Annotated in this window: 31 protein-coding genes, 1 tRNA gene and 1 pseudogene; 17 read left to right on the top strand and 16 right to left on the bottom strand. The window is 64.7% G+C overall.

What is annotated here, in order from left to right; genetic code table 11:
* The first annotated feature begins 80 nt into the window (after positions 1–80).
* Entirely contained in the window at positions 81–575 is a 495-nt protein-coding gene (locus BHK69_RS02855) for an Lrp/AsnC family transcriptional regulator (protein ID WP_069688787.1), read from the top strand.
* Between the two features lie 475 nt (positions 576–1,050).
* On the opposite strand, the gene BHK69_RS02850 is transcribed toward BHK69_RS02855, so the two are convergent.
* The gene (locus BHK69_RS02850) at positions 1,051–2,307 is read right to left on the bottom strand and encodes an aminopeptidase (protein WP_069688786.1); all 1,257 of its coding nucleotides are present in this window, start codon (positions 2,305–2,307) and stop codon (positions 1,051–1,053) included.
* Positions 2,308–3,213: 906 nt separating this feature from the next.
* Between BHK69_RS02850 and BHK69_RS31830 the strand changes: the two genes are divergently transcribed.
* Together BHK69_RS31830 and BHK69_RS02840 are read left to right on the top strand one after the other, a co-directional pair.
* Entirely contained in the window at positions 3,214–3,423 is a 210-nt protein-coding gene (locus BHK69_RS31830; RefSeq protein ID WP_158516150.1) for a hypothetical protein, read from the top strand.
* Between the two features lie 241 nt (positions 3,424–3,664).
* Positions 3,665–4,011, top strand: a pseudogene (locus BHK69_RS02840) (transposase); the annotation flags it as partial.
* 72 nt (positions 4,012–4,083) lie between these two features.
* On the opposite strand, the gene BHK69_RS02835 reads toward BHK69_RS02840, so the two are convergent.
* Positions 4,084–4,446 (bottom strand): DUF3597 domain-containing protein, encoded by a 363-nt coding sequence (locus BHK69_RS02835; RefSeq protein ID WP_069688783.1) that lies wholly within the window; start codon positions 4,444–4,446, stop codon positions 4,084–4,086.
* Between the two features lie 320 nt (positions 4,447–4,766).
* On the opposite strand from BHK69_RS02835, the gene BHK69_RS31825 reads away from it, so the two are divergent.
* From BHK69_RS31825 to BHK69_RS02825, 4 genes are all read left to right on the top strand, one after another.
* Entirely contained in the window at positions 4,767–5,048 is a 282-nt protein-coding gene (locus BHK69_RS31825; RefSeq protein ID WP_148663301.1) for a hypothetical protein, read from the top strand.
* Between the two features lie 207 nt (positions 5,049–5,255).
* Positions 5,256–5,465: a cold-shock protein gene (locus tag BHK69_RS02830; RefSeq protein ID WP_056804777.1), complete on the top strand. Its 210-nt coding sequence runs from the start codon at positions 5,256–5,258 to the stop codon at positions 5,463–5,465.
* A 132-nt stretch (positions 5,466–5,597) separates the two neighbouring features.
* A complete protein-coding gene (locus tag BHK69_RS31250) occupies positions 5,598–5,975 on the top strand; it encodes a DksA/TraR family C4-type zinc finger protein (RefSeq protein WP_425285583.1) in 378 nt (125 codons plus the stop codon).
* 27 nt (positions 5,976–6,002) lie between these two features.
* A complete protein-coding gene (locus tag BHK69_RS02825; protein ID WP_069688782.1) occupies positions 6,003–6,221 on the top strand; it encodes a hypothetical protein in 219 nt (72 codons plus the stop codon).
* Here the strand turns inward: BHK69_RS02825 and ligD are convergent.
* A complete protein-coding gene (gene ligD, locus BHK69_RS02820; protein WP_069688781.1) occupies positions 6,218–7,258 on the bottom strand; it encodes a non-homologous end-joining DNA ligase in 1,041 nt (346 codons plus the stop codon). The two genes, BHK69_RS02825 and ligD, sit on opposite strands and share 4 nt — an antisense overlap.
* Before the next feature lie 116 nt (positions 7,259–7,374).
* Here ligD and BHK69_RS02815 point away from each other — a divergent pair, with 116 nt between their 5' ends.
* Positions 7,375–7,602, top strand: a complete 228-nt coding sequence (locus tag BHK69_RS02815) for a hypothetical protein (protein WP_069688780.1) — start codon at positions 7,375–7,377, stop codon at positions 7,600–7,602.
* 1 nt (position 7,603) lies between these two features.
* The gene (locus BHK69_RS32535; protein WP_158516149.1) at positions 7,604–7,756 is read left to right on the top strand and encodes a hypothetical protein; all 153 of its coding nucleotides are present in this window, start codon (positions 7,604–7,606) and stop codon (positions 7,754–7,756) included.
* A 931-nt stretch (positions 7,757–8,687) separates the two neighbouring features.
* Here BHK69_RS32535 and BHK69_RS33540 read toward each other — a convergent pair.
* Complete coding sequence (locus BHK69_RS33540; protein WP_425285545.1) at positions 8,688–8,927, bottom strand: DUF7696 family protein; 240 nt, start codon at positions 8,925–8,927, stop codon at positions 8,688–8,690.
* A 295-nt stretch (positions 8,928–9,222) separates the two neighbouring features.
* Here BHK69_RS33540 and BHK69_RS32530 point away from each other — a divergent pair, with 295 nt between their 5' ends.
* From BHK69_RS32530 to BHK69_RS02805, 3 genes are all read left to right on the top strand, one after another.
* Positions 9,223–9,387 carry a hypothetical protein gene (locus BHK69_RS32530; RefSeq protein ID WP_158516148.1) on the top strand — a complete coding sequence of 55 codons (165 nt, stop codon included), beginning with the start codon at positions 9,223–9,225 and terminating at the stop codon, positions 9,385–9,387.
* A 468-nt stretch (positions 9,388–9,855) separates the two neighbouring features.
* Positions 9,856–10,134 (top strand): hypothetical protein, encoded by a 279-nt coding sequence (locus BHK69_RS02810; protein ID WP_069688779.1) that lies wholly within the window; start codon positions 9,856–9,858, stop codon positions 10,132–10,134.
* Between the two features lie 135 nt (positions 10,135–10,269).
* Positions 10,270–10,458, top strand: coding sequence for a helix-turn-helix domain-containing protein (locus BHK69_RS02805; RefSeq protein WP_069688778.1), 189 nt, complete (start codon positions 10,270–10,272; stop codon positions 10,456–10,458).
* Between the two features lie 682 nt (positions 10,459–11,140).
* On the opposite strand, the gene BHK69_RS02800 is transcribed toward BHK69_RS02805, so the two are convergent.
* Positions 11,141–11,230 (bottom strand) — tRNA-Ser (locus tag BHK69_RS02800).
* A 319-nt stretch (positions 11,231–11,549) separates the two neighbouring features.
* Between BHK69_RS02800 and BHK69_RS02795 the strand changes: the two genes are divergently transcribed.
* From BHK69_RS02795 to BHK69_RS02785, 3 genes are all read left to right on the top strand, one after another.
* Positions 11,550–12,239 carry a 50S ribosomal protein L21 gene (locus tag BHK69_RS02795; RefSeq protein WP_069688777.1) on the top strand — a complete coding sequence of 230 codons (690 nt, stop codon included), beginning with the start codon at positions 11,550–11,552 and terminating at the stop codon, positions 12,237–12,239.
* Between the two features lie 100 nt (positions 12,240–12,339).
* Entirely contained in the window at positions 12,340–12,606 is a 267-nt protein-coding gene (gene rpmA, locus BHK69_RS02790; protein ID WP_069688776.1) for a 50S ribosomal protein L27, read from the top strand.
* 153 nt (positions 12,607–12,759) lie between these two features.
* Complete coding sequence (locus BHK69_RS02785; RefSeq protein ID WP_069688775.1) at positions 12,760–13,410, top strand: GNAT family N-acetyltransferase; 651 nt, start codon at positions 12,760–12,762, stop codon at positions 13,408–13,410.
* A 143-nt stretch (positions 13,411–13,553) separates the two neighbouring features.
* Here the strand turns inward: BHK69_RS02785 and BHK69_RS02780 are convergent, their stop codons facing one another.
* The 11 genes from BHK69_RS02780 to BHK69_RS02730 form a co-directional block, all read right to left on the bottom strand.
* A complete protein-coding gene (locus BHK69_RS02780) occupies positions 13,554–13,832 on the bottom strand; it encodes a GIY-YIG nuclease family protein (RefSeq protein WP_069693323.1) in 279 nt (92 codons plus the stop codon).
* 177 nt (positions 13,833–14,009) lie between these two features.
* Positions 14,010–14,993 (bottom strand): D-erythronate dehydrogenase, encoded by a 984-nt coding sequence (denD, locus tag BHK69_RS02775; protein WP_069693322.1) that lies wholly within the window; start codon positions 14,991–14,993, stop codon positions 14,010–14,012.
* A 28-nt stretch (positions 14,994–15,021) separates the two neighbouring features.
* Positions 15,022–15,768 carry an SDR family oxidoreductase gene (locus tag BHK69_RS02770; RefSeq protein WP_069688774.1) on the bottom strand — a complete coding sequence of 249 codons (747 nt, stop codon included), beginning with the start codon at positions 15,766–15,768 and terminating at the stop codon, positions 15,022–15,024.
* 16 nt (positions 15,769–15,784) lie between these two features.
* On the bottom strand, positions 15,785–16,921 hold the full coding sequence (locus BHK69_RS02765; RefSeq protein WP_069688773.1) for a GNAT family N-acetyltransferase: 1,137 nt from the start codon (positions 16,919–16,921) through the stop codon (positions 15,785–15,787).
* The gene (locus tag BHK69_RS02760) at positions 16,918–17,244 is read right to left on the bottom strand and encodes an immunity protein CdiI family protein (protein WP_069688772.1); all 327 of its coding nucleotides are present in this window, start codon (positions 17,242–17,244) and stop codon (positions 16,918–16,920) included. The genes BHK69_RS02765 and BHK69_RS02760 overlap by 4 nt, the downstream gene beginning before the upstream one ends.
* Positions 17,241–18,095 (bottom strand): isocitrate lyase/PEP mutase family protein, encoded by an 855-nt coding sequence (locus BHK69_RS02755; protein ID WP_069688771.1) that lies wholly within the window; start codon positions 18,093–18,095, stop codon positions 17,241–17,243. Before BHK69_RS02755 ends, BHK69_RS02760 begins: the two co-directional genes overlap by 4 nt.
* Positions 18,096–18,214: 119 nt before the next feature.
* A complete protein-coding gene (locus tag BHK69_RS02750) occupies positions 18,215–18,865 on the bottom strand; it encodes a hypothetical protein (protein WP_158516147.1) in 651 nt (216 codons plus the stop codon).
* The gene (locus BHK69_RS02745; protein ID WP_083269087.1) at positions 18,862–19,896 is read right to left on the bottom strand and encodes a zinc-dependent alcohol dehydrogenase; all 1,035 of its coding nucleotides are present in this window, start codon (positions 19,894–19,896) and stop codon (positions 18,862–18,864) included. Before BHK69_RS02745 ends, BHK69_RS02750 begins: the two co-directional genes overlap by 4 nt.
* Before the next feature lie 72 nt (positions 19,897–19,968).
* The gene (locus tag BHK69_RS02740; protein WP_069693321.1) at positions 19,969–20,976 is read right to left on the bottom strand and encodes a Bug family tripartite tricarboxylate transporter substrate binding protein; all 1,008 of its coding nucleotides are present in this window, start codon (positions 20,974–20,976) and stop codon (positions 19,969–19,971) included.
* A 102-nt stretch (positions 20,977–21,078) separates the two neighbouring features.
* On the bottom strand, positions 21,079–21,981 hold the full coding sequence (locus tag BHK69_RS02735) for a LysR family transcriptional regulator (RefSeq protein ID WP_069688768.1): 903 nt from the start codon (positions 21,979–21,981) through the stop codon (positions 21,079–21,081).
* 172 nt (positions 21,982–22,153) lie between these two features.
* Entirely contained in the window at positions 22,154–23,977 is a 1,824-nt protein-coding gene (locus BHK69_RS02730; protein ID WP_069688767.1) for an IlvD/Edd family dehydratase, read from the bottom strand.
* 380 nt (positions 23,978–24,357) lie between these two features.
* Here BHK69_RS02730 and BHK69_RS02725 point away from each other — a divergent pair, with 380 nt between their 5' ends.
* Positions 24,358–25,542 carry a pyridoxal phosphate-dependent aminotransferase gene (locus BHK69_RS02725; protein ID WP_069688766.1) on the top strand — a complete coding sequence of 395 codons (1,185 nt, stop codon included), beginning with the start codon at positions 24,358–24,360 and terminating at the stop codon, positions 25,540–25,542.
* Between the two features lie 2 nt (positions 25,543–25,544).
* Positions 25,545–25,877 (top strand): NIPSNAP family protein, encoded by a 333-nt coding sequence (locus BHK69_RS02720; protein WP_069688765.1) that lies wholly within the window; start codon positions 25,545–25,547, stop codon positions 25,875–25,877.
* Positions 25,878–25,978 lie beyond the last annotated feature (101 nt).

Here is a 25,978-nt window from a genome sequence, read left to right as displayed (position 1 = left end):
ACCTCCCGTAAATGCCCGTGCTATGGCATTATGGCGGAATGATCTTCTGCAAATCACGCCTTTGACAGAATGGATTCCCGATGGCCGTGAAACCCAAACGCCATGATGATCTCGACGCCATCGACAGGCGGATCCTGTCGGCGCTGCGGGCCGATGGGCGTCTGACCACGCAGGCGCTGGCCGAGAAGGTCGGGCTCTCGCCCTCGCCCTGCTGGACGCGGGTCAAGCGGCTCGAGGAGAGCGGCGTCATCGAGAACTATGTCGCGGTGCTCAACCACGGCGCGCTCGGGCTCAGCAACACCGTCTTCGTCGAGGTGACGCTCGACAAGCATGACGACAAGGTGCTCGACCTGTTCGGCGAGGCGCTGGCGCGGACGCCTGAGGTCATCGAGGCCTATCTCGTCACCGGCGACTATGATTTTCTGGTCAAGGTCGTGGTCAGTGGCACGGACCATTACGAGCGTTTTCTGCGCGAAACGCTCTATCGCCTGCCCGGCATTCGGCAGACGCGGACGACCTTCGGGTTGAGGGCGCTGAAACGCGCCATCTCGGTCGATCCGCTGCAGATGCGCTGAGAGCCCTAAAATGAACCAAGCAATATCAGGAGCTTCCGATCGGTTGACATCCCCCGCGCCGTCATCCCGGACAAGCGGCCCTCGGGTCCGGCCTTCGGCCGGCCCAAGGACGCAGCTCCGCGAAGACCCGGAATCCGAAGCGCGTCATCGTCGGGCTTGACCCAGGGCTGTCCAGTTGGGGTTTTGGCTCCTGAGCGGATCATGCACGGCTCTCCCCTCGCGGGCGAGATGAAGCGATGTGCCGGATGAAGGGCGCGGGGAACCCGTGTGGGAGAAGGGCAGGGATGAGGGCAGGCCAGACAACCAGATCGCGCAAGCGGCTCCGCATCGTCTCCTGAGCTTTCAGGATGAAGCCGGCGCTGCGGCGCGGTCGCGCTCCAACAATTAGTGGCGGGCCCTCATCCCTGCCCTTCTCCCATTCGGGAGAAGGGTTCCCCGCGCCTGCCCAAACAGTCTCCGAGCGGGTCGGGGCGGCTTACGCCCATTCGCCTTTCCGGAAGACCGGCACGGCGGTGCCGTCGGCGTGCAGGCCGTCGATGTCGACCTGATCCGAGCCGATCATCCAGTCGATATGGATGAAGCTCTTGTTGCCGCCCTGCTCGGCGATCTGCTCGGGCGTCAGCTTCGCGCCATCGATGAAGCATTTCGAATAGCACTGGCCGAGCGCGATATGGCAGGCGGCGTTCTCGTCGAAGAGCGTGTTGAAGAACAGAAGCCCGCTTTTCGAGATCGGCGAGGAATGCGGCACAAGGGCGACCTCGCCGAGGCGGCGCGAGCCCTCATCGGTGTCCAGCACCTTGTTGAGGACCTCCTCGCCGCGCGTGGCCTTGGCCTCGACGATGCGGCCCTCCTCGAAGCGCACCGAGATGTTGTCGATCAGCGTGCCCTGATAGGAGAGCGGCTTGGTGCTGGAGACATGGCCCTGGACACGCCGGGCATGGGGCGTGGTGAAGACCTCTTCGGTCGGGATGTTGGCGTTGCAGGTGACGCCGTTCTTGGCGGTGGAGGAGCCGCCCTGCCATTCATGGCCGTCAGCCAGCCCAACCGTCAGATCCGTGCCGGGCCCGCGGAAGCGAAGCGCTTGGAAGCGCTGGCCGTTGAGCCATTCCCGGCGGCTGCGCAGCGTGGCGTTATGGGCGGTCCAGGCCGCGATCGGATCGTCGAGATCGACCCGCGAGGCCGCGAAGATGGCGTCGGCGAGCTTGGCGACCGCGATCTCCTCGGCATCGTCGGGAAAGACCTGCCTGGCCCAGGAGGCGCTGGGATAGGCGAGGATGTTCCAGTTGATGTCGAAGCCAGTGATCTTCTCCAGGGCCGGGCGATAGGCGATGGAGTTGGCCTTGCTGGCGCGCCCGACCTTGGCTGCGTCCTCGCCCGAGAGCAGCATCGGATTGTCGCCGACGACGGCGAGCCGCGCCGTATTGTTGGCGAAAGCTTTTGCGACGCCCTCATGGAGCCAGCCGGCGGCGCGGTCGAAACTCTCATCGGGCGCGAAACGATAGCGCGCCAGCGTGATCTCCTCATCCGAGAAGATCGGCGTCACCAGGCCGGCGCCGGCCTTGTAGGCATGCTCGGCGATGCGGCGCACCAGCGGCAGCGCGGCGATCGGCGCCGTCAGGAACAGATCCTGGCCGGGCTGCAGGTTGAGCCCGACCCGGATGGCGACTTCGGCGAGCTTGTCGAGCTTCACGGGGTCGATAGCGGGAGAGGTGGCGCGCTGGTGCATGGTCATGGGAGATGGTCCGGCTCAGATTCGGGCAAGGCGCCCATTGCTCGCGGAAATCGCCGCCGGGTCAACCTCGCCGACCCCCTGCTGGCGGTCGAAAGGCGGCGCTGCGATGAAAAGCGCGTGAGCGCCGGATCATGCGCCTTGTCGATGCGTTGCGTCTTCAGCCAACGGAAACGCGCTGCGATGACCATCGAAACGGACGCGCAAGACCGGGCGGCGGAGCAGCCGAAGGCTGCGGCAGACAGGCGAAAAGCGGGAGGCTCGGCATGAGGGCGACAATATCGGGGCGGAGCGAGGCACGATGAGGCTGAGTGCCGCATTGGCGCTGTCGCTGGCCCTGCTCGCCGCGCTTCCAGCGAATGCGCAGCTCGTCGGGACGCCAGGCAATGGCCCGCTTACGCCCGATGGTCCTCGGCGCGGTCTCGGTCCGCCCTCGATCACCGATAATGTGCCCGATCTCCGATTGCACTCGGATGGCGGCGGCATTCCCGGCGCGGGGCCGCCGATCGACTACGGACGCCGCGACATCGGTCCCTATGGGCGCCCGCAATCGCTGGGGTATTTCGGCGCCAGGACAAACCAACCCGCGCGGCTTGGCGGTCGTTGCCAGAGTGAGCGGAGGGTTTGCGTTCTGGCGAGCCCGGCGTCTGTCGGAACCGGATGTTCATGCCGCTTGCCAACTGGCGGCCGGGCACGGGGCCAGGTTGTCCGCTGAGACCGGCGCGTCGCGCCAAGACCCGCATTGGCGCCACGACCCGCATGAAATCGCGCGCGACCGTTGAACTGCAGGCCGCGCCGAGGGGCTCCAGATGCGAGGGCTCCAAATCAACGGCCCATCAGATAGCGCACCGCTTGCAGAAGCCGGGGGGCGGACTATCTCTCATCAAAGGGGTCACTTGGCGGAGGGATATGATGCTCCACGAGAGACTGAGGGAGTTCCGGTGCAAATCGGTCGAGAAAGCGCGCGAAGCGGGCATTCCGGCTTATTTCCTTGATGAGTCCGACGGCGTTCTGCGTGTCCTGCCGGATGGCAGGAAAGAGCGCATTCTGGTCAGCGAAGGGCTGCCGGTCGTCCAGCCGGTAGGCCAAATCCAATTTCGGCAGGTCGGACCAAGCTGACGGCCTTCTAAGCTGATGGCCTCGGGCCAATAGCGGCCTTCTATGCGCGGCTGCCTCTGGCGCCGTCGCGGATTTCCTGCGACGGCGCAGCTTCATGAACCGAGAGAGGCTGCCGGCCAATCGAGAGAGGATGACTATACGCGGCTCGCCGGCATATCGACGGCGGGTAGGATTGCCTGACGGAACCGCTCACTTAGGTGGGGCGCCGGTTCATGCGCTCGCAGGTCCCGTGCTCGGCAAAGCGGCGATTATCGACAGCCAGAGCGTCAAGAGCGCTGAAAAAGGGGGCCGGGATCGATCCGCCGGGCTTTGGCGGCGGCAAGAAGATCAAGGGCAAAAAGCGGCACGTCCTCGTCGACACGCAGGGCGTGCTGATCGACGCGATCGTGCATGCGGCCGACATTCAGGATCCCGGTGGCGGCGTGCGGCTGATGGCGACCATGTTCGGACTGTATCCGTTCCTGCTGAAACTTTACGCCGATGCCGGCTACCGAGGCCGAAGTTTCAACAGGGCCTGGCCCAGGTCTGCCGCAACTCAATGTCGAGATCGTGCGGCGGCGCGACCTGGCCAGCTTCGTGGTGCTGCCCATTCCTAGTACCGATTGTGACGAGAAGGCCTGGCGACTGTGGTGGCCGGGCCTGTGGCACTTTCGCAGCCGATCAATCCAGCAGGTCAGCCGGCACTTTGCCGCCGTTCTCAGACAGCTTCTTGATGACAGCCTTGTGCAGCCAGACGTTCATCGTGGCGCTGTCGTCCGTGCTACCGGTATAGCCCAGCTCATGCGCGAGCTCCTTGCGGGCGGTGAGGCTGCTGTCGATTTTCAGCGCCTTCAGCAGGTCGACGATGGATGTCTTCCAGGCGAGGTTCTGCCCGGTATCCTTGACGGCCTTGTCGAGGATCGGGGCGACATCGACCTGTTGGGTCGCCGTTGCCGAACCAACGCTCGCTGTCGATGCCCCGCCGGCTGTGCCGGCCTTGGCCTCGCCAAAGATCGCCTTCTTGATGCTGTCGAAAATGCCCATCTGAAATCTCCTGTCTGAATAGGTCAGCTGGAGAACGGTTGGGGGCCGCGCCTGTTCCGTGGGCAGCCAACTGGAATATTGGGAGAGGCGTGTCCATGACGAGTGAGTCGAGGTCCGCGAGCGCCTTGCCGGCCCGAACTCGGCCAGGAACTCCTCGACGCAAGGCTGGTCGCCCGGACCATCCACCAGGACGGCCGCGTCACGTAACGGCTGACGGCGGCTGGGAAGGCATGGAGGGCGTGACCCTCAATCATTTCGTAGGGTGCTAAATCGGAACGAAGATGTTTGTTGTTTTGGAGGGACAACGAGGGATCGAGAACATGAAGCGGCGCAGCGAATCTGATAAATCGACGGATATGATCCAGGTTCAGGTGCTTGTGGGCCCCACAACACTCAACCTGATCGAGGCTTATCGGAAAAAGGCTGGTCTTTACCACCCGCGCCCAGGCGGCCAGGGCCCTGATCGCCCAGGGCCTGTTACAGCAGCGTGCCCCAGGCTGAATAATAATTATCGCGGAACGTTCAAATCACGCGTTTTAGATACCGTCACCACCGTAAATCGCGTTAAATATCGATCGATATTGGATTTTTGGTTTCCTTGAGCCAGTCACCGATCGACTTTCTTTGAGCGGTTTCGATTGACAGCTTTTCTATAACCACATAGAGAAAATTTATCGATATTGCTTGGACGGCCGTTTCTAGTTTTCGCGCTCCGGCGCGCTTCTGACGAACTCCCCCTTTCGAAATCGTTCTGAACCCGTTGGCAGTCGCTGGCGGGCGACAGAGTTTGCCAGCAAGGAGGGTTCTTCATGACCACCGGCATCGTTAAATGGTTCAATTCCACCAAGGGCTTCGGCTTCATTCAGCCGGACGACGGCAGCCAGGATGTGTTCGTACACATTTCGGCAGTCGAGCGCGCTGGTATGCGCGATCTGCAGGAAGGCCAGAAGCTCGGCTTCGAGGTTGCCCGCGACAGCAGGTCTGGCAAGATGGCCGCCGAGCAGCTTCAGGCTGCATGATTTAACCCTGTCATCGTCGGCGACCACGGATGTACTGGCGCTGATGATCAGAGGTTGCACGAAGAGGCCGAGCTTACGCTTGGCCTTTTTTGCGTTGATGGTTGCCGACGTCATGATGCGCAAAAGCAATCGATGGCACCGCTAAGCGCCTGGCATTGGCGTGATCACCCTCTTAGCGGCGAATGTCACCGGCCGGCGCGGAACACATGCGCTTCGGATCGGTTGGCTGACCAGAGAGGTATTGTCATGGCCAGCGGCTGGGCTCCCGACGGAGCCGTCCAAGATCAAATTGACGATTCGGTCTCCGACGCTGTGAAGCTCGCACGCTCGCGCCTGCCGACAGGGCCGGGCGATATCCACTGCCAGCAGTGCGGTCACGAAATCCCGGAGGCCCGGCGCGCAGCGATGCCCGGCGCCCGGCTTTGCGTGGATTGCCAGTCTGGCCACGACCGTCCCGCTCTATCGTCGGCTTACAATCGACGAGGTAGCAAAGAAAGCCAACTGCGTTAGCGGCGGCAAATTTCGAGCAGAGTTGTCATGATGAGGACAGATATCGAGCCGGAAGGCATTCCGACCGAGACGCCGCTCGCAGCGATCAAGATCGAGAATGTCGAGGATTACGAGCGCGCGACTATCCGGGTTGCCGACCTATCGGGACATGTCGAAGACAGCGCCGAAGAGCGCGAGCTTGAGGCCCTTGTCGACGCCATCATGGAATGGGACAAGTCCCACGATGACGCGACGGCCTGGCGCTAGGCCATGTCGAGTTCAAAAACGTCCGCCGTGTCGGCGCCTTCGCGCAGTCCCTTGTATGACGCGTGCCGGAGGTTGCCGTCATTCGTCCAGCCCCGAAATGCGATTTCCGCCGGTAATGCGGGCGTCACCCACACCGTACCTTTGGCTTTGATCGGGATCGCGGGCTTGTTGATCTTCAATGCCGTCAGCTGCTTCCGTAGCTCCGTCGCCGTCTTGACAGTGAAGCCGGTGCCGACGCTGCCGACATAGGCAAGGCTGTCACCCTTCCGCGCTGCCAGCAGCAGGCGCCCGATGCCGCCGAGCGCCACGGCTGAAGGCTCGTAACCGAGGATCAGGAACGTGTCTGACTGGATGCATTTGATCTTGAGCCAGTCGCCGCCGCGGCCTGAGCGATAGGGAGCGTGACGCCGCTTGGCGATGATCCCTTCCAGCCCAATTTGACAGGCCAGCTGCAGGAATGGAGCGCCCTCGGTATTGAACTCCTCGCTCAGGCGGATCGCGCTGTGCGTGCCGGCCAGGAGGCGGGTCAGCAGATCGCGACGCTCGATGAGCGACAAGCTCCGTAAATCACGGCCGTCGAGATAGAGCAAATCGAATGCATAGAGGAGAGCGCCGGCCGCCGACTGCTTTCCACCGCGGCCGCCAAGCGCCTGTTGCAACGCACCGAAGTCGGAAGCGCCGGTCGCGTCTAGTACGACAGCCTCGCCGTCGAGGATCGCCGTCTCGGCGCCGAGATCGAGAGCGTCGGCCGCGATGGTCGGGAACCGACTCGTCCAATCATGACCGCCTCGGGTGATGATGCGGACCTTGCGACCCGGCCCGATGTGCACCGCAAGGCGGTAACCGTCCCATTTGATCTCATAGGCCCAGTCGGACCCCTCCGGCGCTTTGTCCGCCAGCAGTGCCAGGCAAGGCTCGACCCGGTCTGGCATCGGGTCGAGCAGCAGCTCGCGCTGACGGCTGTCCCGCCGTCTGTTCGGCGGGCTCTTGAGCGTCTCGGCCGCAGGGCCGGAGCGGAGAACTCTGCGCGCACACACTCAACCGGCCCTCCACGCAACCGAGTCGCAAACCTCCGCTGCGAGGATTCGTTCCCGGTGGAACAAGTGCTCGATCGCGATAGTTGGGCCAAACAGTGAGTTGCGGAGGTTTGGCGATGCTTTGGACAGAGCACCAGAAGCGCCCGGGCGGGCGGATTCCGCGCGAGGTCTATCGCGAGCGCTGCCAGGACGAAGACGGCAACCGCTATACCGTCATCGTCCTCAACGACGAGATCGGCGTCAGCACCTATCGCCTCGATGACGGTTCGCCAGTGCGCTTCGTCGATGACTGCGAATTCGAGGTCATCGCGACCGGAAAATTTCTGTCGCGCTGCGAGGACTGACATGGCGACGTGGATGAGCTTTGTGATTCTCGCCGCGGTGCCGTTTCTGGTGACCCTGTTCGTCGCGATCCTCTGGCGCGTAACCAGCCCAAAGTCCGGCCTCACGTCAGGTTGGCGTGAGGCGCAAGACGATATCCGCCACCCCGAAGGTTGACCGGCACTGACGACCGTCGCCGCGCGCTGGCGGCAGCCTCTACTGACTTCCCTTGCCCCCTCTACCGCCCTACCAAGGCGGCCGGTACATCCGCGGCTCCGTGCGGTAGACCGCGAAGCTCGCTCGGCTCGCGGAAAGCGGCAGAGCTTCGCGGCGTCATTGAAACGCACTCTCGCTCTCACCACCAAAGTCGGGCGGAGGCTCCAATCCCGCGGCTCCGGTAGCGCCAGTCAGGGCTCGCCTTTGACCTTGCGCCCTGGATCGAGAGCGCTGGGCGAGCTCGACGGCTTCGGATCGCCTTTCGAGGCAGCTCCGATCTTGGCGTCGCTCGTTCCACTGCGATCAGACAAAGGGGTACCGGAACCTGGGCGGGGCCGGCTATCGCTTGCGCGGCGGGGTTGACCGGATGTCGCATCATTCTTGGATTTGGCGGGCATGTGCACTCCTCCTCTGCGAACGAACGCTTCTCCGTTGCTCGGGTTCCGGAATGCGTTGCACCGCCGAGGAAGAGCTTCCCCATCAAACTTCGCCGCCGGCAGTAGAACGGGGGGCTTCTTTTTGGAACCTTCTGGGGATTTCCGCGTTACGTGAGTGCGTTTTAATCGACGCTGCGAGGCACGGATCACAAATCCGACGATTGACTCGCGCTGCTATCGCCGACCAGGGCGCATCCGCGGATGTACCGGTGGCCTTGGTTGGACGGTAGCGGCGAATTCGCAATCGCCCGGCGCGCAAAACGGTCACGAAGGCCGGTCCTCCCCGGAGATTCTGCGCGCCTGAAAGGGTGCCATGGCATTTCGATCAATTGTCGCAGATCCGCATGAACTTGCGAAATTGGGCGCCGCGTTCGATGCCGCATGGTCGGGTGTCAATTGTGTTGCGACCATCGGCGCGTCGGCGCAAAGGCATGCCCGACAGCGGCTCGGATTCATCATCTTGGGGCTCTGGCGGACCAATCCAGAACAGGCGCTCGCGGCTCGCGCGGTCGAGCGTTTCGCTCGACCGCCGCGCGCAGCTCCGCCACGGCACTCTCGCCGCGCACGCCCTTGACCCCGCGCTCATCGCCGGTTCCGCTTGGCACGCCATCAAGGAAGGTGTTCCGCTTTGCGAGCGGCAGTAGGCAGGCGACTTCGGTCTCGTGTCGCCACGTCTCCGACCACGTCGAAACCATCTGGCGGATGAATTCCGAGCGGACAAGAGGACGGTTGGCGGGGTCGCGCCAGGGAATTATTCGAATCTCCAGGATTGCGCCCAGACTACGCGGTGAGGGCCAGTGCCGTCAGGATCGTGAGCACCGCGATCACCATGCAAAACGACCAAAAGCGCCAGAACGTCTTCATGGGTGCCTCCTGGATCAATCGCGCCGTGTCAGCATTTTCCCGGTCGCGACAATCTCGAAAAAGCAGTCGTCGTCGAAGCGAACAGGCGATCCATCTTCGAGCGTGTAGACCGCCAGCGATGCAGCGATGCACGCGCTCGGTCGTGTGGTCGAGACAGTCCCCACGACCCTCGCCGGCATCCGCGCTCTGGCCCAGTTCATGGCCGTGCCAGAGCGCCTTTACGTCGGGCAGGACGAAACCGGCCTCGCCTCACTCGCTGCCGCCTGCCGCGCCCTTCTGCCTGCGGCCTGAGCCGTCGCACTCGATTCCCCCTCCCCTTAAGGAGCCCCCACCAAGGACGTGCGACGAGAAAGGCCCGGCGCTGCAAAGGCGCCAGGCTTTTTCCGTTGCGCATGTGAGGTTTCGGCCCTCGTGCCTTGGATTATAATGGAGGCACTGACCGAGTCTTCAGCCCGCTCGGTAACCGCCATTGCGGCGAAAAAGCCTAGTTCCCGAAGCAAAACTGGCCGGGCTCCGATTGGACTCGGCCTTTTCGATGTTCAGGTCGTGCTGATCTTGGCGCTGATCAGGGTCGGGCGCCTTGGCCCGAACACCCGAAGAACGGCGCCAAATTCGCGATTGCCAGCATGATCAGAACCACGCCGGCAACGGCGATCCAGAGCCAGAATTCGACGCTTCATGCGTCACAAATGCCGATCAACGAATAAAGGTTGCCTTAGGTGGTGGCGTGCTTGGGTGCCCAAAACAAGGGGAAGCGCCATGCTGTTTAGATCGATCATTGCCGAACCCGAGCAGATCGCATTATTGAAGGCATCGTTCGAGCGCGCCTGGCGGCTCATCGAAGCACGCGGCGGCGCCTTTGATCCCTCGCGCATTCCCGGCCAACGTCAGAGGCTGGCCTATATCGTTATGGGGCTTTGGAGGCTCGATGCGGACGCTAACATTGTCGCGCCTGCCGTCGCGCAGTTCTTCGCGGCGAGCAACAGCCTGGCCGCGCCGGAACCCGCCTCATCGCGCGATCGGGTTTTAGCCGCCTGACCGCCCGCCGTGGGTGAGAAACTGACCAAGGTTCTGGCGAGCAATCATCACTTGGCGACACCTCCGCCGCATTCCGAAGCATGCTCGACCGCGAGTGGGCGCGCAGACAGGCGAAGGCTAGCGAGGCGTCTTCCGATGAGTGAGCCTCTTGCCTACCGCGTCAAGGACGCAGCGCGTCTCCTGGGCATGGGAAAGTCGAAGCTGTTCGAGCTGATCGCGGACGGCCGACTGCCGGTCAGGAAAATCGGCGGTGCGACCGTTATCATGCGGGCGGACCTCATCGCGTTCTTGGAGCGCGCGCCGCGAACGCATGGTCGCGGCTGACCTTGCACGATTAGCCAGAAACTTGGCTGACACTGCCAGAACCGGCGTCGTAGCCTGTGCCATAAAGGCGAGCGGCATCCTCTGACGCCGCGCAACGAGGGCGGGGAAACGTGAGGCTCGAACTGCTCGGCAGAATTCCAAGGTCGTCAGCCTGTTCCCAGCCACGCCCAAAGCGGATGTGTCGCAGATCGACCCGCCTCCAGCTCCAAAGGCCGAGGAGGCGGCGAAACCCGGGCCGGCTCTGCTGCCCTATTTGCGTCGGGCCGTCAAACCCACGCTCCAGACGGAGCGGACATCGGACAAAAACGCCGGAGACCGCATCGCGATTCGACGCGCCGTCCTACGCAGGTTTGCGCGCCGCGCCTTGGCCGGATGATCTGAAGCGAGAGTTCGCAGTCGAAACCACGGAAGCCTTCGTGGCCTTCGTGAATGATCTGCGCCGCGCTGAAAACCGGCTGCCGGTCCCGCAGGGTAGCTTCCCGGCAAAGGCGAGCGACTTGGACAAGCTGGTCAAAGAGGCGCGGCTTACTCGGGCTCGCCAACAGAAGCGCCCACCCTACACCGAAGGCCCAATTTGATCGAATGCGAGTGAGTGCATTGCCGGCCGGTGGGGTAAATGGTGGGGTATACCCACGCAATCCCGGCTAGTCCCGTTTAATCCCAAATACTTGCGGGATGGAAGTGGCGGACAGGGAGGGATTTGAACCCCCGATACCCTTGCGGGTATGCCGCATTTCGAGTGCGGTGCATTCGACCACTCTGCCACCTGTCCGCGGTCGCACTTCGTCGAAGCGGGCTGGTTACTACACGCCACATCGGGCGGAGACAAGCCTTGGCTACGTCATACCTTGGCAACGTCATAAATCGGCAAGCTCGGCGTGCTTTTGCTTGACCTCGCCTGGCCCAAGGACTATCGAGCCTCGTCCGGCGTGGGGAAACCCGCGCCCGATCTCTTTTGGCGTTCTGGTTTCGCGTTTCGCGTGCCGCACCCGACAGAGCAAACCAAACCACGCAACCGACTGCCAAAAAGCTGTCCCGCGTGCGCCTCCTCGGAGGCCATGACAGGGCAGGGCTGAACATGGAGAACAATGATGTTCGCAGTCATCAAAACCGGCGGCAAGCAGTTTCGCGTCGCCGCGAACGATGAAATCACCATCGCCAAGCTCGTTGGAGAGCCTGGTGACACCGTCGCCTTCGGCGAGGTGCTGATGCTGACCGATGGCGAGAAGTCGACCGTCGGCGCGCCCTTCCTCGGCGACATCACCGTCGCCGGCGAGATCGTCAAGCAGGCGCGCGGCGAGAAGGTCATCGCCTTCAAGAAGCGCCGCCGCCAGAACTCGAAGCGCAAGCGCGGCTTCCGCGCCGAGCTGACGATCGTGCGCATCACCGACATCCTCACTGGCGGCAAGAAGCCGGAGATGAAGAAGGGCGATGCTTCCGCCGTGGCTTTGAAGGCTGCTTCGCCCGCGACCAAGGGCAAGGCCGAGCCGAAGGCTGCCAAGAGCGCTGCCAAGGCCGAGGCCCTCGACGCGTCGAACCTCTCGCTGATCTCGGGCGTCGGCCCGACCATCGAGAAGAAGCTGCGCGCCGCCGGCATCGTCTCGTGGAACGAGATCGCCGCCTGGAGCGAGGCCGATGTCGCCAAGTGGGACGAGGAGCTGAAGCTCCGCGGCCGCGCCACCCGCGAGGAATGGGTCGAGCAGGCCAAGGAACTCCTGGCCGGCAAGCCCCCGCGGGCCAAGGCTGACCAGGCCGAACTGGCGTCCGGCGAGGATTACTGACAGCTCCTGTCAGGCATCCCCGCAGTTTCATCTCCGAACCCGGTGGCTTTTGCCGCCGATTCGGGTTAAGCAGGCTACAGAGTTTTTGAGGTAGGGCGTTATGGCTCACAAAAAGGCAGGCGGTTCGTCCCGCAACGGTCGCGACTCCGAAGGCAGGCGCCTCGGCGTCAAGCGCTTCGGCGACCAGGCGGTCGTTCCCGGCAACATCATCATCCGCCAGCGCGGAACCAAATGGCATCCCGGCGCGAATGTCGGCATGGGCAAGGATCATACCTTGTTCGCGCTCACGTCCGGCCGCGTCCGATTCATTACGAAGCTCGGCCGAGCTTTCGTGAACGTAGTCCCGGCCCAACAGGCCGCAGAGTAAACGGCGGATAGGGAATTTCCTTGATCCGCCGGTTCCACCGAACCGGATCGGATCAAGGGTCTAAACCCTAAGCGGGTTTCCCGAAGGTCAAGGAAAAGGGGAGGTGGGACAAAATCCCAGCTCCTTTTTTCGTTTGCGCCGACGGAGAGACCGATGTTCCCCGAATTGACCCGCGACGATGTCTTCCGGCTCGAGACCCGCCGTCTCTGGCTGCGCTGGACCCGCATGGCCGATGCTTCCGCCATCCTGCGTCTCGCGGGGGAGAAAGCCGTGGCCGAGATGACGGCCGCTATCCCGCATCCCTACCCGGTCGAAGCGGTCGAGCCCTTCATCTTCGCGATGCGCAAGGGCAATGCGCTGGGCGAGCATCTCGTGCTGGCGATCACGCCGCGCGCCAAGCCCAACGAGCTGATCGGCATGATCGGCGCGCATAAGCAGGCGACGGGCATCCCCTTCATCGGCTACTGGCTCGGCACCCCGCATTGGGGCAAGGGCTTTGCGACGGAGGCCGTGCAGGCGCTGATCGACACGCTGTTCACGCTTGTCGACGTGCCGGCGATCGACGCCGACACGCGCGTCATCAACCCGGCCTCGCGTCGCGTGCTGGAGAAGTCCGGCTTCCGGCAGGAGGGCTCTTTCCTCAAGTCGCTGCCGGCGCGCGGCGGGCTCTTCCCCTGCGAGCAGTTCCGGCTCGATCGCTCGACCTGGTCGGCGCTGAAGAGCTGGGGTTCGAGCGGTTGGGCGCATGCGCCCGACTTCGCTCCCGAGGTCGAGGCGGCATCCGGCGAGCCCTGCCCCGCATGATCCCGCCATTTCCGGGCCGCGCCTTGCGGCCCGGCCCCCATGGTGGGCTATCGTCATTGCGAACGAAGCGAAGCAATCCGGTACCGTAGAGCGATACCCTCTGGATTGCTTCGTCGCTACGCTCCTCGCAATGACGGGAAGGCTCAGGCAAGCTCGTCGTACAGGTCTCGCCAGGTGGGGTTTATCGCCTCTATCAGAGTCAGTTTCCTGGCGCGCGGGCCAGCCTTGATCTGCTTTTCCCGAGCGATTGCTTCGTCCATCCGCTCGTAGCGTTCATACCAAACGAGCAGCTTGCAGCCGTAGCGCCTAGTGAAGCCCAGCACGATTCCGGTCCGATGCTGCCAGGCGCGCTCGCCGAGCTGACTCGTGACGCCTACATAAAGCGTGCCATTGCGTCGGATGTAGACGCTCGGCTCGCGCATTGCCTCCAACCCGCAACGAAGGAAGGCGGTATGGCACCGCCACACCGTCATTGCGAGGAGCGTAGCGACGAAGCAATCCAGGGAGACGTAGCGCTCTACGCCACTGGCTTGTTTCGCGGAGCCTGTACGCGGGCTTGCCGAAGGCAAGACCCGGGTGCTCGCAATGACGCAGAGGTGCTACTTGACGAAGTTTCCGCCCAGCTCGTCCTCGATATGGATGCGGATGATCTCCTCGAAGTTCGATTCAGCGGTGAAGCCGAGCGCCGTCGCCCGCTGCGGATCGAAATCGCGCGGCCAGCCTGCGACGATGCCGTCGATGACGGGATCGGGCACGCGCTTGATGCGCGCCACGACATTGTCGCCAGCGACCTTGCGCAGCGCCTCGATCTGCTCGGCGACGGTGCAGGAATAGCCGGGCATGGTCAGGTTGCGGCGCGGGCCGATCGCGGCCGTATCCATCGTCGCGGCGTGAACCAGGAAGCCGACGGCCGAGCGCGGCGAGGCGTGCCAATGGCGCACCTGGTCGGAGACCGGCAGCACGGCGTCGATGCCGTTGAGCGGTTCGCGGAGGATGTTGGAGAAGAAGCCGGAAGCCGCCTTGTTGGGCGAGCCCGGCCTGACGCAGATCGTCGGGAAGCGGATGCCGACGCCGTCGAAGAAGCCGCGGCGGCTATAGTCGGAGAGCAGCAACTCGCAGATCGCCTTCTGCGTGCCGTAGCTGGTCAGCGGTGTGGTGAAGAACTCGTCTTCGATCTTGTCGTGGAACGGCGCGCCGAACACGGCGACCGAGGAGGTGAAGACCAGGCGCGGCTTGTAGCCGCCGCCGGCCTTGCGGATCGCCTCGAAGAGATGGCGCGTGCCGTCGAGATTGATGCGGTAGCCCTTGTCGAAATCGGCCTCGGCCTCGCCGGAGACGACGGCGGCGAGATGCACGATCAGCTCCGGACGCGAGGCGATCAACCCTTCGGCCTCGCCTTCATTGGCGAGGTCGGAGACCACGGCGTCGAAGATGAAGGGGCAGGCCGCAGGCGCAGTCGCGGCGACGACGTCCTGCGCCGTGACCTTGTCGATCGGCTTGCCGCCGAGTTCGCCGGTATGGGCCAGGCGTTCGATGAATTTGCGGCCGACCATGCCGGCGCCGCCGAGAACGAGAATATGCATCGTCTTGTCCTTCTGTTCGTGCGGCGCGTCAGAGCGCGAAGCCGCCATCGGCGAGATGGATCTGGCCCGTGGTGTAGCTTGCCTCGTCGGAGCCGAGATAGACTGCAAGCCAGGCGATCTCCTCGGCCGTGCCGAGCCGGCCCATGGGCTGGCGGTCGATGAAGGCCTGGCGGGCGGCGGCCTCGCTGGTCTTGGTCAGCGCAGCCAGGTCCTTGATGCGGTGATCGAGCGAGGGCGACTGGATCGTGCCCGGGCAGATCGCGTTCGAGCGAATGCCCTTCTTGATGTAGTCGGCCGCCACCGCCTTGGTCAGGCCGATCACGGCTGCCTTGGTCGCACCATAGACATAGCGGTTCGGGATGCCGCGCACCGAGCCGGCGCCCGAGGCGATGTTGACGATCGAGCCCTTGCCGGCGGCGAGCATGCCGGGAACGAAGGCCTTGATGGTGCGGTGCATCGATTTGACGTTGAGGTCGAAGGAGAACTCCCAGGCCTTGTCGTCGCATTCCAGGATCGTGCCGTGATGCACGAAGCCGGCGGCATTCACCAGAATGTCGATGGTGCCGATCTTCTCGGCGAAGGCCTCGACCGCCTTGGTCGAGAGCACGTCAAGCTTGCGCTTCTTGGCCTTCGGAATGCCCTCCAGCAAGGCGACATCCTTGTCGGTCGCATAGACCGTCGCACCCTCGGCGACGAAGGCTTCGGCGATTGCGCGGCCGATGCCCTGTCCGGCCGCGGTGACGACCGCAACCTTGCCCTTCAAACGTCCTGCCATGGTATTTCGTCCCTGTTCAGCCGGCTTTTTGCAGTTGCTTGCGCATGTGAGTGAGCCGCCGGTCGGCCAACTCCTGATGATGGGTGATGACGTAGCCGAGCCGCTCATACCAGCTGATGCGCTGTGTCAGCTTGGCGTGGGTGTAGAGATGGACCGCGTCGAATTGCAGTGCCAGGGCGCGCTCATCGGCAAAGTCCATCAGCGCGCGGCCGAGCTTGCGCCCGGCAGCTTCGGGCGCGACCGCGATGCTCCAGAGCGTGAACTTGCCGTCCTCGATCTCGAGCACGAGCGCGGCTTCGAGCCCGCTTGCGCCATCAGCCAGCCAGACTTCGTGCTCGGCGACGACCTGGGCGTAATCGGCGATACGCGGCAGCGAAGGCACGCCGATAATGCTTTCATTGGGCGTGTAGGCCGCGTTCTTCAGCGCCAGGATTGCCGGAATGTCGTTCGTGGTGGCTCGGCGCAGCGGGACCGTGCCGGCGAGCGCCGTCGGCTGGTTGAATGCGGTAAGGGAGAACTTCTGCGCGCCATTCGCGTCGAAATTCTCCGGCGCGAGCCAGCGCCGGAAGCCCTGCGCGCGAACCGGCCATTCGCTGTCGAGGATCGAGAACCAGGCGGTGTCGCGATTCCTGCCCTTGACCACCATGTGCTGGCGGAACAGCCCCTCATATTGGAAGCCGAAGCGCAAGGCGGCGCGCTTGGAGGGTTCGTTCAGATTGTTGCACTTCCACTCATAGCGGCGATAGCCGAGCGAGAAGCCGTACTCGCCGACAAGATAGATCGCTTCGGTCGCCGGCCGCGTCCGCTGCAGGCTCGGCGCATAGGTGATCCAACCGACCTCGAACACACCCTGCTCGGGGCGGATCTCCATGATCCAGAGATGGCCCTTGGCCTTGCCGTCGACCTTGTCGATCACGGCGAGAGGAACGATGCCGGCCTTCTCGACCATCGAGGTCAGCAAGGCGCGATAGGCCTCCTTGTCCTTGGGCGGTGCCGCCGGCAGCCAGTCCCAGATATGGTCGTGGCCAGCCGTGGCGGTCCAGATCTCGTCGAGATGGCGCGCGACGTCGAGCGGCTCGAGCCGGCAATACTGGCCTTCGAGCACCTTGGCGGGCGGGAAGGGTGGGGCCTTCCAGTCGAGCAGCGTCGTCATGGTTGGGTCGTCTCCCGCCAGCCGTTCAAATCCGTCGTCACCGTCCAGCTCGCGCCGAGTTCCGCGCGGATCGCCTCAGTGAGGGCTATGCCCTCGGCCTCCCAGGCCAATTGCTCGACGGCGTCGGGAAAGCGCGAGCGGGCTTCGTTGTCCTCTTCATAGATGGCGTCGAAGGCATCCATCCAGGCCTCCAGCCTGTCTGCGAGCTGCTCGGACAGGCCAATATCCTCGGCATCGACCGGCTTGCGCTTGCCCTTGGCGTCGAGGGTCCAAAGGCCGCTCAGGCCGAGCCAGGCCGGCGCGATCAACAGCGTGCCGCTCACGAGTGCGCCTTCAGGTCGCGCGCCTTCAGATCAGCGGTGAAGAAGGGGTTCAGCGGCGCGGACGGACCATTGCCGGCAAATCCCTTGAAGCTGCCCTCGTCCCGAATCAGGCGCGTCGCCTCGATGAAGGCGGCCCAGGCTGCGCGCGCCAGAGCTCCGCCGATCGAGATGCGGCGGATGCCGAGCGCGGCGATCTCCGGTACGGTGAGGCCGAAATCGCCATAGATCAATTGGTTGACCGGCTTGCCACCGGCAGCCGCGACGATCGTCGCGATCTGTTCCTTCGTCTTCGGGCCAGGCGCATAGAGCACGTCGGCGCCGGCCTCGGCATAGGCCGCGATGCGCCGCGCCGCTTCGTTCAGCGCGTCGGGGTGGCCGGTGAGGAAGCATTCGGCCCGCGCCGTCAGCATCACGCCGGAGCCGGTCTCGTCGACGGCACGCCGTGCTGCCCTGATGCGCTCGACCGCCAGCTCGAACGGGTAGAGCGGTTCATCCGGCTGGCCGGTCGCATCCTCGATCGAGAGGCCGGCGACCCCGGTCGCGATGCAGAGCTTGGTGTTGGCCGCGACGCCGTCGGGCGTATCGGCATAGCCGTTCTCGAAATCGGCATTGACCGGCAGATCCGGCACCGCCTTCACCATCTCGGCGATGTGGGCGAGCATCATGTCGCGCGGCACGTCCTGGTCGGCGCGGCCTTGCGTGAAGGCGAAGCCCGCGCTCGTCGTCGCCAGCGCCTTGAAGTCCTGGCCATGCAGCCAGCGCGCCGAGCCGAGATCCCATGGGTTCGGCATCACGAAGCAACCGGCTTCGTGCAGCTTGCGAAAGGCGTCGACCTGAGGGGCGTAGGCCATTTTAAATCGTTTCAAATCGGCTGGTTCTTCGGGCCGCCATACTGTCCGGCAAGAGCGCTCTTGTCAGCCCTTCCTTTCATGCGCAAGCGCTCGCCCCAAATGCGCCTCAGGCATGAGCCTCAATAGGCGAGGATCAGCTCATGGACGCTGCGTTCGAGCACCGGCCCGCTCAGGCGGTTCGCGATCGATTTGAGCGTGGCCGTCAGCCTGGCGCCATCGGTTCCGCTCAGCATCGCGGCGGCATGCCTGACCGACAGGGCGGTGTCGGGCGCGAAGGCGGGATGAGGCGCGGTCTCCTGCGAGCCTCCGATGCGCAGCGCGACGATGCCGCTTTGCCCGATCAGCGCCGCGAGAGCCGCGATATCGTCCTCTACGCCTTCCTCCCGCGCCTCCCACCGCAGAAAGCCGAGATGGCTGCCGCAGCCGGCGCCGAAACGGGCGCGCTCGCGATAGACGAAGCGCCGGAAATCGCCCATCAGCGGGCGCATAAGGCGCGAGGCCGGCGTCGGGTTGGCCAGCAGATGGCGATATTCGGGGGTTTCCAGCGCGTCGGGGCTGTCAAGATCGTAAAGCGTCAGGAAGCGGCGTTCCTGCCCGCGTCCTCGCACGAAACGCCGGCCGCCAAGGAAGCCGGGCATGGTCAAGCGCTCCGGCACATGCTCGAAGCTGTGCCAGGCCTCGTAATCGGCAAGCGCAGCCGGCTCGACCGAGTTGGCGATGACGAGGAAGCCGGCTCCGCGCCAGTCCATGCCAGGTCCGTTCGCGGTCATGGCCGCAGCATGATCTTGGAAGCGGATCGGCTTTTGGCGCGCGCGAAGGCAGCCGGCGCCTCCGCCAGCGCGACCTCCTCCGTGATCATGTGGGAGACGCGCGCACCATGGGCGGCGAGGTAGCCGAGCACACGCGGCCACGTCGCCAGGGGCGCGCGATAGGAGCCGCGGATCTGCTGATGGCGCCTGACCAGGATCGTCAGATCGACAGCGGCCGGCTTGGCATGGATACCGCAGATCGTCAGCACGCCGCGCAAGGCGAGCAGATCGAGCGCCTCGCCGACAAGCGCCGGCACGCCGGCGGCCTCGATGATCCGGTCATAGGACAACGGCAATCCGGCCCGTTCCAGGCCTTTGCGCAGCGAGGTGCCGACCGTGTCGAGCGTATCGGCGAAGCCCATGTCGCGCAGGGTCGCCAGGCGCGCGGCGTCGTCATGTCCGGCGATGACGATGCGGTCGGCGCCGGCCGCCTCAGTGAAGAGCGCGATGCCTTGGCCGATCGTGCCGGGGCCGATGATGAGCACGCTGTCGCCTTGCCTCACTCCGGCGGTATCGACAGCCTCGGCCGAGACCGTCATCGGCTCGGTCAAGGCGGCGAGCGCGTCGGTCAGCGCGTCGGGCACCGGCACGCAGTTTTCGGCAGGCACGCAGGCGAGCGCGGCGAAACCGCCGTCGCGCATGATGCCGATGCCACGCCGCGTGACGCAATCCTCCGCCTGTCCGGTGCAGCAGCGTTCGCATTGGCCGCAGACGACGGAGGGCCGGATGACGACCCGGTCGCCGCGGCGCAAGTCCGAGACGCCCTCGCCCAGACGGGCCACCCTGCCGGCGAATTCATGGCCCATCGTCACCGGCATCGCCTGCGCCATCGCGGCATAGCCGGCGGTCCAGTCGGCGATGTGGAGGTCGGTGCCGCAGATGCCGGCGGCCGTGACCGCGACGACGACGTCGTCGGGCCCGGGCGCGGCTGGTTCCGGAACCTCGCACAGGGCGATCCCCGGCTCAGGCGCGAGTTTTCGAAGCGCTAGCATACCTCTGTCCCTGTCGAAGGCGCGGCCTAGGGCAATTTCCGATCCGATTGGATCGTTGCCCTCGAAAACGCTCTATTCGCCCTTGATGCCGGCCGCCTTGATCACGCCGGCCCAGGTCTGCGCATCCTTGGCCATGAAGCTTGCAAGCGCCGCGGTGGTGTCGGGCGCAGGTTCGGCGCCGATCTCGATCAGCCGGGCGGCGATCTCCGGCTTGGCAAGGGCGCCGTTCACCGCCGCATTGAGGGTCGCGACCACGGCGGGCGGCGTGTTCTTCGGCGCGACCAGCGCGACCCAGGCGGAGAGGTCGTAGCCGGCATAGCCCTGCTCGGCGACGGTCGGGACATCGGGCAGCAGGCTCGTCCGCTTGGCCGTGGTGACGCCGAGCGCCCGCAAGGTGCCGGCCTTCACATGAGCGGAGGCGCCAGCCAGCGTCGAGAACATCACGTCGATATTGCCGCTCATCGAATCGGTCAGGGCCGGGGCCTCGCCGCGATAGGCGACATGCAGGACCGGAGCGCCGGAGACGAGCCCGAAGACCTCGCCGGCGAGATGCGCCACGGTGTTGGCGCCGCCCGAGCCGAAGGTGATCGGCGTGCCGCGCGTCTTGCCCAGCGCCTCGAGCTCCTTCATCGTCTTGGCCGGCAGTTTCAGGCCCGAGGTCACCACGAAGGGCAGCTTTGCGATCATCGCCACGGGGACGAGATCGGTCTTCCAGTCGAAGGGCAGGCTGCTGCGCAGCGCCGGGTTGATCACCATGGTGGTGGGCGCGGCGAGCAGCGTGTAGCCGTCGGGCTCGGCCTTGGCGACGGCCTGCGAGCCCAGCACCGTGCCGGCGCCGCCGCGGTTCTCGATGACGAGGCGCTGCTTGAGGATGTCGCCGGCGGCTTCCGCCACGACACGCACCACGACATCGACGCCGCCGCCAGCCGCGAAGGGCACGATCAATTGCATCACGCGCGTGGGATAGGTCTGCGCCAAAGCGGGCCGCGCTGTCGCGCTCGCCAGGATCGCCAAGGCGCCGGTCAGGGCGGCGCGGCGTGAGATCGTGTCGCAGCCATGGGTGTCGTCGCATTCGGTCATGATCATCCTCCCCGGATCAGTTTTGTTTTTTGCTGGTGGCGAGAAAGCCAGCGATGGCGAGTTGCCACAAGGGCGAAATCTGGAGTGCGCCATAGCCTGAGGCTATGGTTGGGCGCTGAGTTCTGCTGCCTGTTGCCGCAAGGCCATCTCGAAATGCTGCATCAGCCGACTGCGCGCACGCTCGATCGGCCGATGCAGATAGATGTCGTAGGGCGGGGGATGGTCGAGCCGCCTGACCGCGACCCGGCTCCGGTCGGCTGCGAGTGCGCTGAACGCATCGACGATCGCGACGCCGATCCCGGCTTCCGCCAGGCCGATCGCGGTTTCGGCGAAACGCGCGACATGGGTGCGCGTCGGCGTGACACCGCCGGTTCGCAATACGGCGTCGACCGCGAGACCGTGCACGGAGTGCGGCTCGAACACGATGATCGGCCGGTCAATCAGGCAGGACGGCGCCAGCGGGCCATCGCCGGCCGGCAGCCAGTCCATCGGGGCGACCGCCATGACCGGAGCCTTGGCGACAGGCACGCTGCGGATACCGGCATGCAGGATCGGGAACAGGGTGACGGCGCATTCGCCCTGGCCCGAGAGCAGATAGTCCATCACCTGGCTGACGAAGAGGATATCGACATGCAGGCTCAGGCCCGGATGCTCCTTCAGCAGATCGGCCGTGGCCAGCGGGACCAGGAGCCGCCCGACGCTGGGCGAGGCTCCCAGGCGCAGAGAGCCGCCATCGGCGCGGGTGATGCGCAGTGCGCGGGCGAGCGCACCCTCCATCTGCTCGAAGGCGAGATCGACCTCGCCGAGCAGCCGGTGCGCCTCCGCCGTCGGCACAAGCCGGCCGCCATGCCGGTCGAAGAGGGCGAGCGCGCAAACGTCCTCGATACGCCGGATCGTCTTGGTCACGGTCGGCTGGGCGATGCGCAGCTCTCGGGCTGCGCCGACCACGGTGCGGCAGCGCATCAGCGCCCGGAACACCTCGATCTGGCGCAGCGTGAGCTGCATGGTTCCGCGCTCCTGCGCCTGTCGCCGTCATTGCGAGGAGGCGGAGCCGACGAAGCAATCCAGGGGAGTACGTGATTCCTGGATTGCTTCGCGGAGCCTGTACTCGGGCTTGCCGAAGGCAAGACCCGGGTGCTCGCAATAACGAGGATAGCGTTCGGTACGTGCTCGTGCGTCAGTGATTATCCCGCGGCACGCCGAACTTCTTGTGGATCTTCTGGTACTTGACCGCCGGCTTCAGCACCATGCCCTCGGAAAGCTCGCCGACGATCTTGCGCTGGATCTCCTGCCAGGGGGTCTGGCTCTTGGGATATTTGTAGCCGCCGGCGGCTTTCAGCGCGGCGCGGCGCTCCTCGAGCTCCTTGTCGGAGATCAGGATGTCGGCGCTGCGCTTATTGAGGTCGATGCGGACCTTGTCGCCGGTCTTGAGAAGTGCGAGCCCGCCGCCGGTCGCCGCTTCCGGCGAGGCGTTCAGGATCGAGGGCGAGCCGGAGGTGCCCGATTGCCGGCCGTCGCCGACGCAGGCGAGCGCGGTGACGCCCTTCTTGATCAGGTAGTCCGGCGGCCGCATGTTCACGACCTCGGCCGCGCCGGGATAGCCGATCGGCCCGACGCCACGGATGAACAGGATCGAGTGCTCGTCGATCGCGAGCGCCGGGTCGTCGATGCGGTGGTGGTAATCCTCCGGCCCGTCGAAGACGATCGCCTTGCCCTCGAAGGCCATCGGGTCCTTCGGGTTCTCGAGATAGCGCTTGCGGAATTCCGGCGTGATCACGCTGGTCTTCATGATGGCGGAATCGAACAGATTGCCGCGCAGATTGAGGAAGCCGGACTGGGCCTTCATCGGCTCGTCATAGGCCTTGATGACGCGGCGGTCCTCGGCGAAGAAGCCCTCGCAATTCTCGGCCAGCGTCTTGCCATTGGCGGTGATGGCGGGCTTGATCTTGCCCTTGGCGACGAGCTCGGAGACCACGGCAGGCACGCCGCCGGCGCGGTAGTAATCCTCGCCGAGATATTCGCCGGCGGGCTGCAGGTTCACCAGCAGCGGGATATCATAGCCGACCGCCGTCCAATCCTCGTTGTCGAGGGGAACGCCGATATGCTTGGCGATGGCGTTGACCGAGATCGGCGCATTGGTCGAGCCGCCGATGGCGGAATTCACGACGATCGCATTCTCGAACGCCTCGCGCGTCATGATCTTCGACGGGATCAGGTTCTCCCAGACCATGTCGACGATGCGAAGGCCGGTGAGATAGGCCATCTCATAGCGGTCGCGGTAAGGCGCCGGGATCGCGGCCGCGCCGGGCAGCGTCATGCCGAGCGCTTCGGCGATCGAGTTCATCGTCGTCGCCGTGCCCATGGTGTTGCAATGGCCGGCCGAGGGCGCCGAGGATGCAACCAGATCGACGAAGCCCTTATAGTCGATCTCGCCGGCCGCCATCATCTGGCGCGCCTTCCAGACGATCGTGCCGGAGCCCGTGCGCTCGCCGCGGAAATTGCCGTTCAGCATCGGGCCGCCGGGCAGGGCGATCGCCGGGATGTCGACGGTCGCCGCCGCCATCAGCTGGGCCGGCGTGGTCTTGTCGCAGCCGGTCGTCAAGACGACGCCGTCGAGCGGGTAGCCGTAGAGAATCTCGACGAGCGAGAGATATTGCAGATTGCGGTCGAGGCTGGCGGTCGGGCGCTTGCAGGTTTCCTGGATCGGGTGGATCGGAAACTCGAAGGGCACGCCGCCGCGCTCGCGGATGCCGTCGCGAACGCGATGGGCGAGCTCGATATGGTGGCGGTTGCAGGGTGCGATGTCGGAGCCGGTCTGGGCGATGCCGATAATCGGGCGGCCGGACTGCAATTCGTCGCGCGACAAGCCGAAATTCATGGTGCGCTCGATATAGAGCGCCGTCATGTCGGCATTGGCGGGATTGTCGAACCAGGCCTTCGAGCGCAGCTGTTCGGGCTTGATCTTGCGAACCGGCTTCTTGCCGGCAGGTGCTTTGGCCATCCTCGTCTTTTCCTCTCGCGCGGCGCGGCGCTGATGGCCGCTTGCCGGTCTCTTTAAAACGATTTGAGACACGCAACTTTGCCGATGATCCGCGGCGCGGCAAGAGGCCTGGACGCAGATAGTCATACTATTAGAGATTGCTGCATACAGCATGCAGGATTGCCCGCCAATGCCGAGCGCTCGATCTCGTGAACGGGCAGGAAAGGCCCGGTGGTCCGGGGAGACAAGTGCCGGGGATACGGGGGCAGGCCAGCGGCTGGCGCAATCGCGCCGCTCGCATGCGACACTTGCATCGCATGCGGCTTTGCGGCCAAGACAGCGCCAAGGCCCCGATGAGAGCGGGCCGCATCGACCTCTATCCGCTCTAAGGAAACGCCGTCATGACGCTCCATGTCGTCCCGTCCTTCGCCCGCATCGGCGAGGAGAACGCCTTCGCCGTGCTGGCGCGTGCGACCGAATTGCAGCGCCAGGGCAAGGACATCATCAATCTCGGCATCGGCCAGCCCGATTTCCCGACGCCGGACCATATCGTCGAGGCGGCGGTGAAGGCTTTGCGCGACGGGCATCACGGCTATACGCCGGCCAATGGCATCCTGCCCTTGCGCGAGGCGGTCGCAGCCGATCTGCACAACCGCTTCCAGGTCGAGGTCTCGCCGGAGAGCGTGATGATCGTGCCGGGCGGCAAGGTCACCATGTTCATGGCGATCCTGATGTTCGGCGAGCCCGGCGCCGAGATCCTCTATCCCGATCCCGGCTTCCCGATCTATCGCTCGATGATCGAATACACCAGAGCGACGCCGATTCCGGTGCCGATCCGCGAGGAGAACGGTTTTGCCTTCTCGGCGGAGGAGACGCTCTCGCTGATCACAGCCAGAACGCGGCTCCTGATCATCAACTCGCCGGCGAACCCGACCGGCGGCGTCACGCCGAAAGCGGAAGTCGACAAGCTGGTCGCCGGGCTGGCTGATTTCCCCGATGTCGCTGTGATGTCGGACGAGATCTACGACCAGATGCTCTATGACGGCGAGAAGCATGTCTGCCTGCTGAGCTATCCGGAAATTCGCGATCGATTGATCCTGCTCAATGGCTGGTCGAAGACCTATGCCATGACCGGCTGGCGCATGGGCTTCTCGGTCTGGCCCAAGCCGCTCTATGAGAACGCCCGCAAGCTCGCGGTGAACTCGCATTCCTGCGTCAACGCCCCGGCGCAATGGGCCGGGCTCGCGGCCCTGACCGGCCCGCAGGACGCTGTCCACATGATGCTGGCCGAGTTCGACCGGCGCCGGAAGGCCGTGGTCAAGGGGCTGAACGCCTTGCCCAACGTCTCCTGCGCCGTGCCGAAGGGAGCGTTCTACGCCTTCCCCAATGTGTCTCAGACCGGTTGGAAGGCGAAGAAGCTGGCCTCCGCCCTGCTGGAAGAGGCAGGCGTCGCCACCATCGGCGGCCCCGATTTCGGCGTCAATGGCGAGGGCTATATCCGGCTGTCCTATGCGAACTCGCTGGAGAATATCGAGCGGGCGCTGGTGCGGATGGGCGACTTCCTCAAGAGCGCGAAGGCGAGCTGAGCATGATCACCTGCTATCTGCGTTATATCGTCGACCCCTATCAGCTGCCGGCCTTCGAGGCTTATGGCAAGCTCTGGATCCGGCTCGTCGAGAAATTCGGCGGCAAGCATCACGGCTATTTCATGCCGTCGGAGGGCGTCTCCAATGTGGCGCTGGCGATGTTCAGCTTCCCCTCGCTCGCGGCTTATGAGGACTATCGCAAGCGCTCCTTCGACGATCCCGAATGCCAGGCCGCATTTGCGATGAACGAGAAGGACCGCTTCATCCTCAGCTATGAGCGCTCCTTCTTCAGGCCGGTCTTCGAGGACGACCAGGGCGTGCGCCGGGCGCCTTGAGTTCAACGGGCCGACGCAAGATATCGTCCTGCATCCGGACGTTCTGAGCGCCGGCCGCCGCGCCCTCTTCCTGAAGACCATTGAACGCTCGCGGATGCGGG

The sequence above is a fragment of the Bosea vaviloviae genome (genome assembly GCF_001741865.1).
Lineage (GTDB): Bacteria > Pseudomonadota > Alphaproteobacteria > Rhizobiales > Beijerinckiaceae > Allobosea > Allobosea vaviloviae.
Note: the sequence above shows the minus strand (reverse complement) of the source record. Positions and strands in the feature narration are given on the sequence as shown.